The organism is Streptomyces sp. NBC_00341, assembly GCF_041435055.1.
In the GTDB taxonomy this organism is placed as follows: domain Bacteria; phylum Actinomycetota; class Actinomycetes; order Streptomycetales; family Streptomycetaceae; genus Streptomyces.
Genome location: NZ_CP108002.1, coordinates 569192 through 586052 on the forward strand (window position 1 = coordinate 569192; position 16861 = coordinate 586052).

The following is a 16861-nucleotide window of genomic DNA, read 5'->3' on the forward strand; positions in this document are numbered from 1 at the left end:
ACCGGAACGGGTGTGTTGTTCAATGGAACGAATACGTGGAGGGCAAAGCGGCCCCCGCACCGGCTGCTCCCGCCGCTCGGTGCTGCGGGCCGGCGCTCTGGCCGCGCCCGCCCTGGCCGCCCCCGCCCTGCTGACCGGGTGCGGGTCGCCGCCCGCGGACGCCGCCGGCAACGTCCTGCGGGTGTCCCAGACCGGGGACCCCAAGACGATGGACCCGCACAAGCAGGGCGACATGACGTCGATGAACGCCCTGATCAACATCTTCGACACGCTCACCTCCCTGGGCCGCGACAACACCCTGCGGCCGCGGCTGGCGCTCTCCTGGAAAGCCGTCGGGGCCAAGGTCTGGCGGTTCGAGCTGCGGCGCGGCGTCACGTTCCACAACGGCGAGCCCTGCGACGCGCAAGCGGTCCGGTTCAGCATCAAGCGGCTGCTCGACCCCGCGACCAAGTCACCGATCGTGGAACTGCGTTACGTCGAGGACGTCACCGTCGTCGACCGGTACACGGTGGACCTGCACACCTCGGTGCACGACCCGATCCTGCCCGCGAAGCTCTCCCTGTTCGGCGGTGTCGTGGTTCCCCCGCGCTACCTGGACAAGGTCGGGGACGAGGGCTTCGCCGCACATCCCGTGGGCACCGGTCCCTTCGCGTTCCGCCGCTGGCAGCGCGACCACGAACTGCGGCTGCGCGCCTACGCGGGCCACTGGCAGGGCCGCCCGCACCTCGACGAGCTGGTCTTCGTCCCCGCCCCCAACTCCTCTTCCGCGCTGGCCGCCCTGCAGAGCGGCGGCGTGGACATCGTGGCGGGCATGACCCCGGACGCCGCCCAGCAGCTGGCCGGATATCCGGGGGTGCGGATCGACCACCACACCGGCGTCCGCACCTCCTACCTGTCACTCGACACCCTGTCGGACGGGCCGCTGCGCGACCGCCGGGTCCGGCAGGCGATCAACCACGCCGTCGACGTACCGCTGCTCATCAAGGCGGTGCTCGGCGGCAACGCCACCGAGGTCCCCGCGATGATCCCGCGCGGGGCGTTCGGCTTCGACGAGACCGTGAAGCCCTACCTCCGCTCGGCCGCCAAGGCCCGCGCACTGCTCGCCGAGGCCGGGCACCCCGACGGGATCAGCACCTCGCTCACCGCCTCCAACCTCGACGCGAACGTCGCAGAGGCGATCTCCGGGCTGCTCGCCCACGCCGGGGTGCGCGCCAAGGTGGATCTGCTCGACCCGGGCACCTACGCCCAGCGGCTGACCTCGGACAACCACGGCGCACTCGGCCCCATGTACCTGGCCGCGTCGACCGTATGGACCCTGGACGGCGAGAGCATGCTCCAGTCCAACGTACGCAGCGACCGGCGCCAGAGCCGCTGGCACGACAAGCGCGCCGACAAGCTCGTGGACACCGAGGAACTGTCCGTGGATCCCGCCGTGCGGCGCCGCGCCTTCTCCGGTCTCCAGCAACTGATCAAGGACGAGGCGCCCTTCGTGCCCCTTTACCAGATCGACAACATCTACGTGCACAACACCCGGCCCAGCTGGACGCCCGGCGCCGCCGGGATCCTCGACATGGCGAGCGCGAAGGTGGCCGTGTGATGAGCGAGTCCCTGACCCTGCCCGCCAAGTCCGCCGGTCCGGCCGGGACTCCGGGCAGCCGCGTCGTGGCCGTGCTGCGCCCGGCCGCCGCCCGCCTGGGCACCGCGGTCCTGGTGCTGCTGTGCACCGCGACCGTCGTCTTCTTCCTGGTGCGGCTGTCCGGCGACCCGGTGAAGGTGATGCTGCCGCCGGACGCCAGCGCCCAGCAGGAGAGCGTGCTGCGGCACAGCCTGGGCCTGGACAAGTCGCTGTTCAGCCAGTACCTCGACTACCTGTGGGGGCTGCCGCGCTTCGACTTCGGCAACTCCCTCTTCTACAGCCAGCCGGTGCGCCAGGTACTGGCCGACCGCATCCCGGCCACCCTGCTGCTCGCGGCGGGCGCCTTCGTCGTGACGCTGCTGATCGCGCTGCCCGCCGGGACGATCGCGGCGATGCGCCGGGGCAAGCCGGCCGACCGGGGCGTCATCACGGCCGTGCTCGTCGGCCAGTCCACCCCGCCCTTCTGGATCGGCATCCTGCTGATCCTGGTGTTCGCCGTCGGCCTGCACGCGCTGCCCGCCTCCGGGTACGGCACGTTCGCCCACCTCGTCCTGCCGTCGGTCACGCTCTCCGTCTACTCGGTCGCCGTCGTCGCCCGGCTGCTGCGCTCGTCCCTGATCGACGTGCTGGGCTCCGACCACATCCGTACGGCCCGCGCCCGAGGCCTCGGGCCGGTGCGCACCGTGCTGCGGCACGGGATGCGCAACGCGTCGCTGCCGGTGGTGACCGTCGTCGGCCTGGAGGTCGGCAGCCTGCTCGGCGGCGCGATCCTCACCGAGCAGGTCTTCTCCTGGCCCGGTGTCGGCCAGCTGACCGTGCAGGCGATCGCCAACCGCGACTTCCCCCTGGTCCAGGGCACGGTGCTGCTCTTGGCCGCCACGTTCGTCGTGGTCAACCTGCTCGTGGACCTGTCCTACGGCCTCCTCGACCCGAGGGTGAGGAACTCCCGATGACCACCACCGCCCCCGCTCCCACCACCGACATCGCCCCGGCCGCCGCGAAGCAGCCGTCCGTATGGCGCTCGCTGCTGCGTAACCGGCTCGCCGCGGTCGCGCTCGTCCTGCTCGCGGTGATCATCGTGTGCGCGCTGTTCGCACCGCTGATCGCGCCCGCCGACCCGAACGCCCAGAACCTCCTCGGCCGCCTCCAGCCGCCCGCCTGGCAGTCCGGCGGCAGCGGTGCCCATCTGCTCGGCACCGACCAGCTCGGCCGCGACCTGCTCTCCCGCGTCGTGTACGGGACCCGTGTCTCGCTGCTCGTCGGCGCCGGCGCCGCCCTGCTCGCGGGCGTCATCGGCACGGCCGCGGGTCTCGCCACCGGCTACCTCGGCGGCTGGACGGACCGCGTCGTGATGCGCGTCGCCGATGTCCAGCTCGCCTTCCCGGCGATCCTGCTGGCGCTCGCCGTCGTCGGTTTCGTCGGCTCCGGCCTGGGTTACGTGATCCTCGTCCTCGGCATCACCGGCTGGGTCTCGTACGCCCGCGTGGTGCGCTCGGAGGTGCTGTCACTGCGCACCCGCGACTTCATCACCGAGGCCCGCGCCATCGGCGTCGACGACCTGACGATCATGCGGCGGCACCTGCTCCCCAACGTCATGGCGCCTCTCGCCACCATCGGGACCCTGCACATCGCGGCCGCGATCGTCGCGGAGGCCTCGCTCAGCTATCTGGGCCTCGGTGTGCCGAAGGAGACGGTGACCTGGGGCGGCATGCTCGCCGACGGACAGCTGTACCTCGGCACGTCCTGGTGGATCGCCGTGTTCCCCGGTGTGGCACTGATGCTCACCTCCCTGGCCATCAACATCCTGGGCGACGCGCTGCGCGACGTCGCGGACCCGAAGGCGTACCGCCGATGACCCACTCCCCCGATGTCCCGGACACCGCACCCGTCCTCGAATTCCAGGACCTGCGCGTCGACTTCGAACTCGCCTCCTCCACCGTGCACGCGGTGCGCGGGGTGAACCTGTCCGTCGCCGCCGGTGAGACCCTCGCCGTCGTCGGTGAGTCCGGCAGCGGAAAATCCGCCACCGCGCTGTCCGCGATGCGCCTCAACCCCGAACCTCCGTGCGTCTACGCGGGCGGCCGGGTGCTCCTCGACGGACGGGACGTACTGGCCCTGCCCGAGCGGGAGTTGCGCAAGGTGCGCGGCGCCGGGATCTCCATGGTGTTCCAGGACCCGATGACCAGCCTCGACCCGCTGCAACGGGTCGGCGCCCAGGTCGCGGAGGCGCTGCGGCTGCACGGCGACCACAGCCGCGCACAGGCGCGCCTGGCGGCGCTGACCGCCCTCGACGAGGTGGGCATCCCCGACCCGGAGCACCGCTACCGGCAGTATCCGCACGAACTCTCCGGCGGGCTGCGCCAGCGCGTCATGATCGCCTCCGCGCTCGTGGCCCGGCCGCGCGTCCTGATCGCGGACGAGCCGACGACGGCGCTCGACGTGACCGTGCAGCGGCAGATCCTCGAACTGCTCGTCACGCTGCAACGGCGGCACGGCATGGCCGTCCTGCTCATCACCCACGACCTGGGGGTGGTCGCGGAGACCGCCGACCGCGTGGCGGTCATGCGGCACGGGGAGGTCGTCGAGACCGGGGACGTGGACCAGGTCTTCGCCCGCCCCGCCGCGCAGTACACCCGCGACCTGCTGGCCGCCACCCCCCGACTGGAGCCCGCCCCATGACCACCAGCGACCTTCTGGAAATCAGCGGACTGCGCAAGGAGTTCCCCGGCCGGCCGCCGAGCGTCGCCGTCGACGACGTCTCCCTCACGGTCCGCGAGGGCGAGACGTTCGCCCTGGTCGGGGAGTCCGGCTGCGGCAAGACGACGCTGACCCGGCTGCTGCTGCGTCTGCTGGAGCCCACCGCGGGCAGCGTGCGGTTCGACGGTACGGAGCTGCTGTCGCTGACCGGCGCCGAACTGCGGCCGCTGCGACGGCAGATGCAGGTCGTCCTGCAGGATCCGTACTCCAGCATGAACCCGCGCATGCGCATCGCGGACATCGTCGGGGAACCGCTCGTCACCCACGAGGAGTGGGCGCGCGGGCGGCGCGGCAGGGCGGCGGTGCGCGAGCGGACCGGCGAACTCCTGGACTCCGTCGGCCTGGACGCGGGCATCCTGGACCGCTATCCGCACGAGTTCTCCGGCGGGCAGCGCCAGCGCATCTCCATCGCCCGCGCCCTCGCCCTGGAGCCGCGCCTGGTCGTCCTGGACGAGCCGACGAGCGCGCTCGACGTGTCCGTGCAGGCCCGCGTCCTGGACCTGCTCGCGGAGCTCCAGCAGCGCCTGGGTCTCACGTACTTCTTCATCTCGCACAACCTGGCCGTCGTCGGGCAGATCGCGGACCGGGTCGCCGTGATGCGCCGGGGCCGCATCGTGGAGAGCGGCGAGGCCCGGCAGGTCTTCACAGAGCCGCAGGACGCGTACACCCGACGGCTCCTGGACGCCGTACCGGTCCCCGACCCCTCGCGGGGCCGCCGAGTCCGGGCGGCGCAGGACGACGCTGCGCAGGACGACGCGGCATGACCCCGCGACCGCCCGGGGCGCTAGCTTCCGGACAGGACCAGACCCGCCGCACCGAGCAGCGCGCCGGTGTCGGCCGGCTCGCCGAGCACCACGGTGGGGGCCTCGCCGCCGCCGAGCTCATCGGCGCGCAGCAGGGTCTCGACCAGTTCACGGAACGGCTCACCGCCGTCGAGCGCCTCGCCGTGCAGCACGAACAGTCCGCAGGCGAAGAGCTGCTGGACGGTGGCGAGGCCGAGCACCAGGTTCTCCGCGTACCGCACGACGAGGTCGCGGGCCGCCGGGTCGGTCGAGGCGAGCAGCGTGCCCGGCGAGACGCCTCTGGGGTCCATGCCGAGCGCGGCGGCGCGCTCGCGCAGCCAGCGGGTCGTCGCCACGGTCTTCCAGCAGCCACGCCGGCCGCAGGTACAGACGTCGCCGCTGGCGGTGACCGTCATATGGGCGCCGCTGCGGCCGCCGACCGGGGCGAGCACCTGACCGTCGTAGAGGATGCCGACGCCGAGCACCTCACCGGTCGCGACGGAAGCGAAGGAGCGCCGGCCGCGTCCCGCGCCGAACCACCGGTCCCCCAGGACCTGGACGCGGGCCCGGTGCTCGACCCGGACGGGCGCACCGGCCAGCTCCGTCAGCCGCTCCGCGACCGGGTAGCCGCGCAGCGCGGGCGCGTCGTTGACCTCGACGATCCGGCCGGCCGCCGGGTCGACCACCCCGGCGGCGGCCACGCCGACGCCCAGCGGGGCGTGGCCGGCGAACACCGCGGCCGCCTCCCGCAGCGCCTCGTCGACCACGCGCGGGTCGTCGCTGCCCGCGTCGAAGCGGGCCTGCGCGCGTTCCCGTACGGCTCCGGTGCGCTCCAGCAGCGCGGACCGCACCAGACCGGGCAGCACCTCGACGGCGCCCAGCACACCGACGTCCCGCCCGGCCGGCTCGTCCGGCCGCGGATCGGGTACCAACCGCAAAGGAATACGTTCATGCGCCATGCGCCGACTCTGTCATGCCACCGATCCGGGGAGACAGCGGCATGACCCACCGGAATCTGACCGAGAGCACCTGGCGCGAGACCCGCGCCGCGGCGGCCGACTCGATCGCGATCCTGCCGATCGGCTCGCAGGAGCAGCACGCCGAGCACCTGCCGATGGGCACGGACACGATGCTCGCGGACGCGGTGGTCTCCCGCGCCCTGGCCGTCCTGGCGGAGCGGTCCGCCGCCGGCGTCGACGTGCCCGGCCTGGTCCGGCTGCCGACACTGCCGTACGGGCACAGCCCGCACCATCTGTTCGCCGCGGCACTGACCCTGTCGGCCCCGGTGCTCGGCACCGTCCTGGACGAACTGCTGGACTCGCTGGCCGCCTGCGGCTACCGCCGGGTCCTCGTCGTCAACGGCCACGGCGGCAACGACGAGATCATGCGCCTCGCGGTCAAGCGGTTCGCGCTGCGCGCCGAGGTGACCGCGGCGGCCTGCTCGTACTGGACGCTCACCGACACCGGGGAGCCCGGGGAGGGCCCCGAGGAGGACGGGGACAGCGGGCTGATCCCCGGGCACGCCGGCTGGTTCGAGACCTCGCTGATGCTGGCCGCCCGGCCCGAGCTGGTACGGACGGAGCGGGCCGGGCGCGAGCCCGTCGACCCGCCGCCGCTGTTCGACAAGCCGCCCTACCCCGGTCTGACCGTGGAGCGGCACGGCGAGTGGGAGCGGGTGGGCGGCTCCACCGACGACGCGTCCGGCGCCGACGCCGGGAGCGGGGCGCGCCTGCTGGAGCGCCGCGCCCTCGGTCTGGCGCGCGCGGTACTCGCCTTCGACGCCGCCACCCGCCCCACCGCGTGACCCGCCCACGAGCTGCCCCCACCGAGAGGAACCCGCACTCCATGAAGATCACCGAGGTCGACGTCCAGGTCGTCAACCTGCCCCTGGTCAACCCGTTCACCAGCTCGTTCGAGACCAAGACCGGGGAGACGCGCACCGTGGTGCGCATCAGGACCGACTCCGGCGTCGAGGGGTGGGGCGAGACGATGTGGGGCCGGCCGGTCGCCGCGATCGTCCGCGACCTCGCGGCGGACCTGATCGGGACGAGCCCGTTCGCCCTGGAGTCCTTCCACCGCCGCCACCACATGGTGCCGTTCTTCTACGGCTACCTCGGCTACGCGGCGCTCGCCGCGATCGACGTCGCCTGCTGGGACGCCATGGGCAAGGCCACCGGCCAGTCGGTGACCGACCTGCTGGGCGGCCGGGTCCGCGACGAGGTGCCGCTGACCGCGCTGATCACCCGCGCCGACGCGCCGGGCGCCCGCCCCGCGGACCTGCCGGGCGCGCTGGCCGACCACACCGTGCGGGTGGTCGCGGAGGGCGGCTTCACGGCCGTGAAGCTCAAGGGCACCAAGGACGTGGAGGGCGACGTCGCCATCCTGCGCGCGGTGCGCGAGGCGCTGCCGGGCGTGAACCTGCGCGTCGACCCGAACGCGGCCTGGTCGGTGCCGGACTCGATCCGGGCCGGCATCGCCCTGGAGGAGCTGGACCTGGAGTACCTGGAGGACCCGTGCGTCGGGATCGAGGGCATGAGCCAGGTCCGGCAGAAGGTCCGCATCCCGCTGTGCACCAACATGTGCGTGGTGCGCTTCGAGGACTTCGCACCGGCCATGCGGCTGAACGCCGTCGACGTGATCCACGGTGACGTGTACAAGTGGGGCGGCATAGCCCCGACGAAGGCGCTGGCCGCGCACTGCGAGACGTTCGGGCTCGGCATGAACCTGCACAGCGGTGGCGAGCTCGGCATCGCGACGGCCGCGCACCTCGCGGTGGTGGCCTCCACTCCGGTGCTGTCGCGCGCCATCGACTCCATGTACTACCTGCACGCGGACGACATCATCGAGCCGCTCACGCTGGAGAACGGCCGGCTGCGGGTGCCGGACGGCCCCGGCCTGGGCGTCACGGTCGACGAGGACAAGCTGCGCCACTACGCGGACGTCAACGCGCGCGAGGGGGACCTGACCCGATGAGCACCGCTCCCCGGCCCGCCGGGGCCCCCGTCAAGCGCGCCGTGCACAGCGACCGCACGCCGCCGCCGGCCGGCGGCTACAGCAAGGCGATCGCCGCCGGACCGTACCTGTTCACCTCGGGCCTGGGCCCGCAGGACCCGGACACCGGGGCGGTGGCCGACACCGTCCAGGAGCAGACCCACCAGGTCCTGGCGAACCTCCGCGCCCTGCTCCGGGCGGACGGCCTCGACCTGGACGACGTGGTGAAGTCGACGGTCCACCTCCAGCACCTGCACCGGGACTTCGCGGCGTACGACGCGGTCTACCGGGAGCACTTCAGCGATCCGCGCCCGGTGCGCACCACCGTCGGCTCCGACCTGATGAACATCCTCGTGGAGATCGACGTGGTGGCGCTGCGGCGCGACCCGGCCGCCTGACCGGCCGCGGAGGAGGCAAAGGAGGGAGCGGGGCCGTCCACGGCGGCGGCCCCGCTCCCTCCCTTTCCTTGAGTGGTTCATGACCATCTCGGCGCCGAACTCCCTTAGGCGGGCGGCCGACTCGCTAATCCCGATTCGACCAAGCCCTATTCACGTCCTCGGGAACCCCCCACTGGAAAACCCCCTCTGTTAACGAAGGCTTTAACAATGTTCTGGCAGGTCAGGAGGGCAGAATCCGCGTAAAACGGATAACCGCAAGATGGGGACTCCCCAATCGGCACATCGTGGGCTTAACTTAGGTGGCATGACCTCCCCTCGCTCCACCTACGGTGGTGGCTACTACGCCGCGCCGTCGTTCCCCGACACTCCGATCTACGACTCCCTGGTCGCGGAGCGGGGCACCCCTCAGATCGCCCCGATCCGAGTGCCTGCCGCCTATGACACCGGCAGCAGCTATCTGCCGGCACTCCCGTCGGCCCTGCCCGCCCTTCCGGCGGCGCCTTCCCAGCCGGCTCCGTCGTACGGCTACCCGCAGCCGGCCGCGCAGCAGGGCTACGCGCCGATGCAGCCGGCCCATCTGCAGCACGCCCCGGCGCCGTACATCCCGCAGCAGCCGGCCGCGAGCCGGGGCGGCTACCAGTCGCCGCCGCAACAGCAGCAGCCGCCGCGGCCCGCGCCGGGTACCGGCTACGAGTCGATGCGTCCGGCGTCACCGCGTCCGGTTCCCGCGCAGTCGCCGTACGAGGACCCGTACAACCGCCCGTACCAGGGCCGGGGGTACTAGGACCTGAGGTACCAGGACCTGGGGACGTCCAGGGCGTCCTGAAGGGGGTAACGCCGCACAGGCGGCGTGCTGTCGGCGGTGGCTGGCAGAATGGGCGCATGCGCCCTGCCGTACCCCGTGCCGTCCACAGCCGCCCGTTCGGAGTGCCGACGGCACCGGCGGCCGGCGAGAGTGCAGTCGAGCCATGGGGACTCGACGGCGGCTCTCGCCGGATGCCCGTGACGAACCGTCCCCCATTGACGGGAACTCCCGGAGCGGGCCGGTGCGTTGGGCGGGGTGAGGTTGCTCTCTCCTGGTCGCTCCGGCGCGCGGGCCGCACCGTATCGGGTTAAGACGGATACGGAAGGGGGTGCAGGACTGTGCGGGCACTTTCGGGAGTCTGGCGTTGGCGGCACAACCCTCTGCGCCGTGCCACGGACCGGCACGAGGCGTGGGTGGCCCTGGTCGCGTTCGTGCTGCTGGTGCTGGCGGCGCCGGCGTCCGGCTGGTTCTTCGGTTCGCGCGTCGACGCCGCGTTGCAGCAATCCGTACGGGCCCAGCAGGCGCGGACCCATCTCACCACCGCCGTCGTGGTGCGCCGCTCCACGGCTTCACGGCACTTCGTCGCCGACCCGGAGATCTCCACCGACCGCGCGGCCATGACCACGGTGCTGGCCCGCTGGCGCGCACCGGACGGCACGGCCCGCAGCGCCACGGTGACGACCTCCTCGCGCAACACCGCCCCGGGGGCCCGGGTCAGAGTCTGGACCGACCCCGAGGGGCATCCCGCGCTGCGCCCCATGGACGCGCCGACGGCGCACACCCATGCCGTGCTCGCCGGGCTCGGCGCCGCGATGCTCACCGCCCTGCTGACCGAGGCCGGACGCCGGCTGGTCGTCTGGCGCATGGTCCGGCAACGGTACGAGCGGCTCGACCGGGCCTGGGCCAAGGCCGGTCCCGACTGGGGCAGGACCGGTACCGGCAGCTGAGCCGGGTCCGTCCCGCCCGGGAGGCTTTGCCCGTCACCGCACCGCGAGGCTGCCCATCAGGTCAACTCCCGCCCTCCGCGCGCGCTACGGTGGACCGGCCCGCCTCTCACTTCGGCAGGGCGGACTCTGGGTGGTCACTGCCGCGAGGCCGGTGACCAGGTCATCACACACGCACGAGGCGGGGGCACGTCAGCGCCATGGCACAGGGCACGGTCCAGGTGACGCACACCGGCACATCGCGGTGGCGGCGCCGCACTGGCGAATACGCCTCCCTCACCGCGGCGCTGGAAGCCGCGGCGGACGGTGATGTGCTCACCGTCGCGCCGGGCACCTACCGGGAGAACCTCGTCATCGCCCGCGCGGTGACGCTGCGCGGGCCGGAGGGCTCCCTCGGGTCCGTCCGGATCGCCCCCGTGGACGGCGTACCGCTGACGCTGCGCGCCTCCGCCGTCGTCCAGGATCTCCATGTCGAGGGCCAGGACTCGGCGGCCCCCGCCCTGTTGATCGAGGAAGGCGCCCCGGAACTCGCGGACCTGCGGATCGTGACCCGATCCGCCGCCGGCCTGGAGGTGCGCGGCGCGGCCCGGCCCACCGTGCGCCGCTGCACCGTCGACAATCCGGCCGGCGTCGGCATCGCCGTACTCGACGGCGCGGGCGGCGTGTTCGAGGAGTGCGAGATCGTCTCGGCCGGTCAGTCCGGTGTCTCGGTGCGCGACGGCGCACATCCCCGGCTGGAGCGCTGCCGCATCCACCACTCCTCGGGGGCGGGGCTGTCCGTCACGGGTGAGGGCAGCGGTCTTGAGGCGGTCGGCTGCGAGATCTACGAGATCAAGGGCAGCGGAATCCAGGTGGCCGCCCGCGCCTCGGCCCACCTCACCGACTGCACCGTGCACCGCACCTCCGCGGACGGGGTCACCCTCGACACCGACGCGGTGCTCACGCTGGCCGACTGCGACATCCACGACATCCCGGAGAACGCGGTGGACCTGCGTTCGCGCTCGGTCCTCACCCTGACCCGCTCCACGGTGCGCCGGTTCGGCCGCAACGGGCTCTCCGTCTGGGACCCGGGCACCCGGGTCGACGCCAACCAGTGCGAGATCCACGACAGCACGGGCGACTACCCGGCGGTCTGGGTCAGCGACGGCGCGACGGTGATACTGGATTCCTGCCGCGTCCACGACGTGCCGGACGCCATCTTCGTGCTCGACCGGGGCTCGCGCGCCGACGTCGTGGACAGCGATCTCTCCCAGATCCGCAACACGGCGGTGTCGGTGAGCGACGGGGCGACGGCACAGCTCGACGACTGCCGGATCCGTGAGACGTCCACCGGCGCCTGGTTCCGCGACCACGGGAGCGGCGGCACCCTGAACAACTGCACCATCGATGCCGCCCAGACGGGCGTGATCGTCACCAAGGGCGCCGATCCGACGATCGAGCGCTGCACGGTCACCTCGCCCGCCGAGGCCGGCTTCTACGTGTCGGCCGAGGGCCGCGGCACCTTCCACGGCTGCCGGGTCACCGGCAGCGAGGGCTACGGCTTCCACGTGATGGACGGCTGCCGTACGACGCTGACCCGCTGCCGCACCGAGCGCTGCGCCCGTGGGGGTTACGAGTTCCCGGAGGGCGGCGCCCAGAGCGACGGGTCCGGCACCGGTCCGGTCGTGGAGGACTGCAGCAGCGACGAGAGCGCGCTGCGCACCGCCACTCCCCCGCCGCCGGCAGTCCTGACGGCGACCCAGACGACTCCCGGACTCCTCGGGGCGGTCCCCGCTCCGCGTGCGGCCGGGCCCGTCGCGGTGGAGCCGCCGGCCGAGCCGGTGCGCACCTCCGCAGCGGTCCTGGGCGAGCTGGACACGCTGGTCGGGCTCGACAGCGTCAAGCGCGAGGTGCGGGCCCTCACCGACATGATCGAGGTGGGGCGACGACGCCAGGAGGCCGGTCTGAAGGCCGCCTCGGTCCGCCGCCACCTGGTCTTCACCGGCTCCCCCGGCACCGGCAAGACGACGGTGGCCCGGCTGTACGGCGAGATCCTGGCCGCCCTCGGCGTGCTGGAGCGGGGCCATCTGGTCGAGGTGTCCCGGGTCGATCTGGTCGGCGAGCACATCGGCTCGACCGCCATCCGGACCCAGGAGGCGTTCGACCGGGCGCGCGGCGGGGTGCTGTTCGTCGACGAGGCCTATGCCCTGTCCCCCGAGGACTCCGGCCGGGACTTCGGCCGCGAGGCGATCGACACGCTCGTGAAGCTGATGGAGGACCACCGGGACGCGGTGGTCGTCATCGTCGCCGGGTACACCCACGAGATGGAGCGGTTCCTCACCGTCAACCCCGGTGTGGCGTCCCGTTTCTCACGGACGATCACCTTCAGCGACTACGAGCCGCGGGAGCTGCTGCGGATCGTCGAGCAGCAGACGCAGGAGCAGGAGTACAGCCTGGCCTCCGGGACCGACGAGGCGCTGCTGAAGTACTTCACCGAGCTCCCCAAGGGCCCCGCGTTCGGCAACGGCCGCACGGCCCGCCAGACCTTCGAATCGATGGTCGAGCGGCATGCGGGCCGGGTCGCCCAGCTCGCGGAGACGAGCACGGACGACCTCACCCTGCTGTACCCGGAGGACCTCCCGGAACTTCCCTGAGCTCCTGGCGGGGCTCGTCGGCCTGCTGGGGCAGGAGCGGGGTCAGCCGTTCCAGGAGCGCGGCCCGTTCCTGGGCGAAGACCGGGTCGGCCTGGTAGTCGGAGTGGCCCAGCACCGGCTCGGGCAGCGGGTGCTCCGGGGTGCGCCCGTAGACCAGCGGGTCCTTCAGCGGGCCCCGGTCCACCTCGGGCCCGGACTCCTGGCCGAGCCGGATCTCGCCGCCGATCGGGTCGGTGGCCCGCCACAGGTTGCGCCAGCAGTGCACGGAGCGGTGCAGCCCGTGCAGTTGGACGGGGCCGAAGTAGGCCGGGAACCAGCGTCCGTAGAGCCGCTCGATCGGTGAGCCGTAGGTCAGCAGGGCGACCCTGCGCCGGGTCCCGGCGGGCAGCTGCCAGACCGCGGACGCGGCCAGGACGCTGCCCTGGGAGTGGCCGGAGATGACGAGCCGGCCGCGGGTCCGTGCCGTCCAGCCGGACATGCGTGAGGCCAGGTCGGGGACGGCGCGCTCCGCGTAGCAGGGCGGTGCGAAGGGGTGGGCGGCGCGCGGCCAGAACGTACCGACGTCCCAGAGGATGCCGATGGTGCGCCGGGCGGAGGCGTCCCGGTAGGCGCGCCGGCCGCAGGCGACGAAGACCAGGAAGCCGAAGCCGATCATCCAGGAGCCGGTCGACTGGGCCGCCTCGGCCACCGATTCGACGAAGGGGCTGCTGCCGTCCATCGCGAGTCCTGGCACCTGCCCGCTCGCCCAGGCCCCGCCGACCGCCCCGGCGCCGAGCAGCAGGGTGGCGCCGGAGACCAGGCCGACGATGCCGGGCGCGGAGTCGGTGAGCGCGGCCGTGGCGCGGGTCCGGGCGATCTGCTTGGTACGGGCGGGGTCGGGCCGCCGCTCCTCGTACTCCGCATCGACCAGGGGCTCAAGGCGGCGGGCCGCGAGGTAGGTCCGTACGCCGAGGGCGACGCCGGGAAGCAGGAGCAGCACCAGCAGCACGGGGATGACGGAGGCCTGCCAGCTGAGCAGGACCGGCGGCCCCTCTATGACGGCGCTGCGGCCCATGCCGGGGCTGCCGGGCCCGTCGAGCCAGTCGGCCACCCGCTGGGCCACCCCGCCGGTCATCACGCCGCCGAGCGCGCAGGCGAGCATCGCGACCGAGGGGCCGCCGAGTCCGCGCATCACGGTGCGCGGCTCGGGACTGCGCCGGTACAGGCGCCACGCCACCGCGGCCAGGGCGACGACGAAGGCGCCCTGGGCGAGGGTGACGACGCGGAAGGTGATGTCGCCGGGGAGGGTGCCCGCGGAGGCCCAGCCGGGGCGGGACCAGGCGGCGTGCACAGAGGCGAGGACGAGCAGGGTCAGCGCGGCCCCCGGCAGGTAGGTGATGACGGCGCGGTCGAGCCGGTTGTCGAGGCGCCGCTCGCTGCGGCCTCGCCGGCAGACGACCCAGAGCACCACGAGCATCCCGAGGACGAGCAGCGCCTCGATGACCCGGCCGTACACGGCGGGGACCGAACTCCCGGCGGCCCGGTCGTGCCGGGCCGCGGCGCCCGCGACGGAGGCGGTGACGGTCAGGAACCCGGCGGCGGTGTGGGCGGCGCGCAGCCGGGCGACGAGCCGGCGCCCGAACCAGAATCCGGGGCGCCCGAGCGCGGGCCGCAGGGGCTCGGCGGGGGCGGTCCCGGCGCTGTCGTCGTCGTCGGGGACGGTGCCGGTCAGCGGGCGCTGGGACTCGTAGGCGCTCCAGGTGCGGTTGGACAGGTACCAGAGCAGTCCCACCAGCGCGGTGGGCACCAGGGCCGCGAGGGCGAGCCGGCGGCCGGGCTGGGACCACCAGCCGCCCTGGGCGGCGGACAGGAATCCGAGCCACGAGCGCTGGTCGGAGCAGGCGGCCACGCCGGCGCACTGCCAGGCGGTCAGGTCGAGCGCGACCTCGCAGGCCGCGGCGGTCAGCAGGACGGTGAGGCTCAGCGCCACCAGCCGGACCAGCGCCCCGTAGAGCCGGACGGTGCGGGGGCGGCCGGTGGCGGCCGGGCGCATCCAGTGGGCGAGGTTGATCACCATGAACGGGAGCAGCAGGAGCCACAGCGCACGGGAGCCGTTGCCGGAGGTGAGGTTGGACCAGCAGTAGGCCTCGGGGATGGGCCGGTCCCGGTACCGCTCGGGGTGCTGCTCCGCGTCGATGTCGCCGGAACGCCGGTAGATGGCGGCGGTCGCGTCGCCCGTGACGCGGACCGTGCGCGGGTCGACGAGCATCTCCTGGGGCGTGGTTCCGCCCACACCGTGGACCAGCAGTTCCAGCGCTGGCCCGGTGCTCTGGGTGGCCTGGGTGGGAGGTGGCACTGGGTGACTCGCTCTCGGAGGGGAAAGGCGGCTGATGGCGGGTCACCAGAGTCGCGGCCGGGCGGCGGTGTCCGTGCCGCTCTCACGAAATCTCCCCAGTGCGGCGGCCCGCGACACCGCGTGGCAGGATGAGCCCCGTCCGAACGGACTCCTGCACGACCACAGGGAAGGACCGGACCCGGCGTTGAGCGAGAATCAGAATCTGCTCGCGGAGCAGCGGCGCGCGCTGATCCTCGACGAGGTGCGCAGGCGCGGCGGGGTCAGGGTCAATGAGCTGACCCGCAAACTGAGCGTCTCCGACATGACCGTCCGCCGGGATCTGGACGCGCTGGCCCGCCAGGGTGTCATCGAGAAGGTGCACGGCGGCGCCGTACCGGTGGTCGAGGCGAGTACGCACGAGCCCGGCTTCGAGGCGAAGTCGACGCTGGAGCTGACCGCCAAGGAGGACATCGCGCGGGCTGCCGCCGCGATGGCCGTGCCCGGCAGTGCGATCGCGCTGTCCGGCGGCACCACGACCTACGCGCTCGCCCAGCACCTGCTGGACGTACCGGACCTGACGGTGGTGACCAACTCGGTGCGGGTCGCCGATGTGTTCCACGCGGCGCAGCGTCCCGGGTCGCCGGGTGCCCGGCCGGGTGCCGCGACCGTGGTGCTCACGGGCGGGGTGCGGACGCCGTCCGACTCGCTGGTCGGCCCGGTCGCCGATCAGGCGATCGTCTCGCTCCACTTCGATGTGCTCTTCCTCGGTGTGCACGGCATCTCGGTCGAGGCCGGCCTGTCCACGCCGAATCTGGCCGAGGCGGAGACGAACCGCCGTTTCGTCCAGTCGGCGCGGCGCGTGGTGGTGGTCGCGGACCACACCAAGTGGGGCACGGTGGGGCTGAGTTCGTTCGCCACGCTGGAGCAGGTGAACACGTTCGTGACGGACGCCGGCCTGGCGGACGAGGCCCGCGAGGAGATCGAGGAGCACCTGCCCGGTCTGGTGGTCGCGGGCCGGGACGCCGAGGGCGGCCCCGCCCGGGGCTGAGGCGGGTTTCGCCCCGGCCTGCGGTGCCCCCGGATTCCGCTCAGCTCGCGGCAGGGTCAGCACGGCCTAGGATCGTGTGGTGGCCGTCTTCCGGATCGAGCGCTTCACCCCGTTGCCCGCAGCCGAGTCCTGGCGCCGGGTGACGGACTGGGAACGGCACGCCGCGCAGGTCCCGCTGACCACGATCACGGTGCCCGCCGGGACGCCGACCCGGACCGGGACGGTCTTCGTGGCACGCACCGGGATCGGTCCGCTGGCGTTCGACGATCCGATGGAAGTGGTCCGGTGGTCACCGCCGTCCGGCAGCCGGGCGGGGATGTGCCGTCTGGAGAAGCGTGGCCGGGTGGTACTGGGCCGGGCGTCGATCGATGTGTACCCCACTCATGCCGGCTCCCACGTGGTGTGGGTGGAGGAGCTGAGTGTGCGGCTGCTGCCGAGGTGGGGTGATCCGCTGATCTCCGGGGCGGGGCGGCGGATCTTCGGCCGGGTGCTCGACTCGATGCTCGACCGGCCGGCGCGGGGCTATCAGTGACCGGTGGCCGGATCCGTACGG

At 73.1% G+C, this 16861-nt stretch carries 15 protein-coding genes; 13 read left to right on the plus strand and 2 right to left on the minus strand.

Annotated elements, in window-relative coordinates:
* The first annotated feature begins 22 nt into the window (after positions 1 to 22).
* The 5 genes from OG892_RS02605 to OG892_RS02625 are packed head-to-tail and all read left to right on the plus strand — an operon-like array spanning position 23 to position 5157.
* Positions 23 to 1597 carry an ABC transporter substrate-binding protein gene (locus tag OG892_RS02605; protein WP_371628349.1) on the plus strand — a complete coding sequence of 525 codons (1575 nt, stop codon included), beginning with the start codon at positions 23 to 25 and terminating at the stop codon, positions 1595 to 1597.
* Positions 1597 to 2589 carry an ABC transporter permease gene (locus OG892_RS02610; RefSeq protein WP_371628350.1) on the plus strand — a complete coding sequence of 331 codons (993 nt, stop codon included), beginning with the start codon at positions 1597 to 1599 and terminating at the stop codon, positions 2587 to 2589. Before OG892_RS02605 ends, OG892_RS02610 begins: the two co-directional genes overlap by 1 nt.
* Positions 2586 to 3491: an ABC transporter permease gene (locus OG892_RS02615; RefSeq protein WP_073738080.1), complete on the plus strand. Its 906-nt coding sequence runs from the start codon at positions 2586 to 2588 to the stop codon at positions 3489 to 3491. The genes OG892_RS02610 and OG892_RS02615 overlap by 4 nt, the downstream gene beginning before the upstream one ends.
* Complete coding sequence (locus OG892_RS02620) at positions 3488 to 4315, plus strand: ATP-binding cassette domain-containing protein (RefSeq protein WP_371628351.1); 828 nt, start codon at positions 3488 to 3490, stop codon at positions 4313 to 4315. The genes OG892_RS02615 and OG892_RS02620 overlap by 4 nt, the downstream gene beginning before the upstream one ends.
* On the plus strand, positions 4312 to 5157 hold the full coding sequence (locus tag OG892_RS02625; protein WP_328868041.1) for an ATP-binding cassette domain-containing protein: 846 nt from the start codon (positions 4312 to 4314) through the stop codon (positions 5155 to 5157). Before OG892_RS02620 ends, OG892_RS02625 begins: the two co-directional genes overlap by 4 nt.
* A 20-nt stretch (positions 5158 to 5177) precedes the next feature.
* On the opposite strand, the gene OG892_RS02630 is transcribed toward OG892_RS02625, so the two are convergent.
* Complete coding sequence (locus tag OG892_RS02630; protein WP_328868040.1) at positions 5178 to 6134, minus strand: ROK family protein; 957 nt, start codon at positions 6132 to 6134, stop codon at positions 5178 to 5180.
* A 41-nt stretch (positions 6135 to 6175) separates the two neighbouring features.
* Between OG892_RS02630 and OG892_RS02635 the strand changes: the two genes are divergently transcribed.
* The 6 genes from OG892_RS02635 to OG892_RS02660 all read left to right on the plus strand — a co-directional run bounded on the left by OG892_RS02635 (position 6176) and on the right by OG892_RS02660 (position 12946).
* Positions 6176 to 6979 (plus strand): creatininase family protein, encoded by an 804-nt coding sequence (locus tag OG892_RS02635; protein ID WP_371628352.1) that lies wholly within the window; start codon positions 6176 to 6178, stop codon positions 6977 to 6979.
* Positions 6980 to 7020: 41 nt separating this feature from the next.
* The gene (locus OG892_RS02640) at positions 7021 to 8148 is read left to right on the plus strand and encodes a mandelate racemase/muconate lactonizing enzyme family protein (RefSeq protein ID WP_073738084.1); all 1128 of its coding nucleotides are present in this window, start codon (positions 7021 to 7023) and stop codon (positions 8146 to 8148) included.
* Positions 8145 to 8564: a RidA family protein gene (locus OG892_RS02645; RefSeq protein ID WP_371628353.1), complete on the plus strand. Its 420-nt coding sequence runs from the start codon at positions 8145 to 8147 to the stop codon at positions 8562 to 8564. The genes OG892_RS02640 and OG892_RS02645 overlap by 4 nt, the downstream gene beginning before the upstream one ends.
* Positions 8565 to 8868: 304 nt before the next feature.
* Positions 8869 to 9348, plus strand: a complete 480-nt coding sequence (locus OG892_RS02650; protein ID WP_073738086.1) for a DUF6643 family protein — start codon at positions 8869 to 8871, stop codon at positions 9346 to 9348.
* A 359-nt stretch (positions 9349 to 9707) separates the two neighbouring features.
* Positions 9708 to 10316, plus strand: a complete 609-nt coding sequence (locus tag OG892_RS02655; RefSeq protein WP_073738087.1) for a hypothetical protein — start codon at positions 9708 to 9710, stop codon at positions 10314 to 10316.
* A 197-nt stretch (positions 10317 to 10513) separates the two neighbouring features.
* Complete coding sequence (locus tag OG892_RS02660) at positions 10514 to 12946, plus strand: right-handed parallel beta-helix repeat-containing protein (RefSeq protein WP_073738088.1); 2433 nt, start codon at positions 10514 to 10516, stop codon at positions 12944 to 12946.
* On the opposite strand, the gene OG892_RS02665 is transcribed toward OG892_RS02660, so the two are convergent.
* Entirely contained in the window at positions 12906 to 15281 is a 2376-nt protein-coding gene (locus OG892_RS02665) for a hypothetical protein (protein ID WP_107421852.1), read from the minus strand. The genes OG892_RS02660 and OG892_RS02665 overlap by 41 nt on opposite strands.
* Positions 15282 to 15465: 184 nt before the next feature.
* On the opposite strand from OG892_RS02665, the gene OG892_RS02670 reads away from it, so the two are divergent.
* Together OG892_RS02670 and OG892_RS02675 are read left to right on the plus strand one after the other, a co-directional pair.
* On the plus strand, positions 15466 to 16308 hold the full coding sequence (locus OG892_RS02670; protein ID WP_073738089.1) for a DeoR/GlpR family DNA-binding transcription regulator: 843 nt from the start codon (positions 15466 to 15468) through the stop codon (positions 16306 to 16308).
* A 79-nt stretch (positions 16309 to 16387) separates the two neighbouring features.
* The gene (locus OG892_RS02675; RefSeq protein ID WP_073738090.1) at positions 16388 to 16840 is read left to right on the plus strand and encodes an Immediate-early protein 2; all 453 of its coding nucleotides are present in this window, start codon (positions 16388 to 16390) and stop codon (positions 16838 to 16840) included.
* Positions 16841 to 16861: the final 21 nt, after the last annotated feature.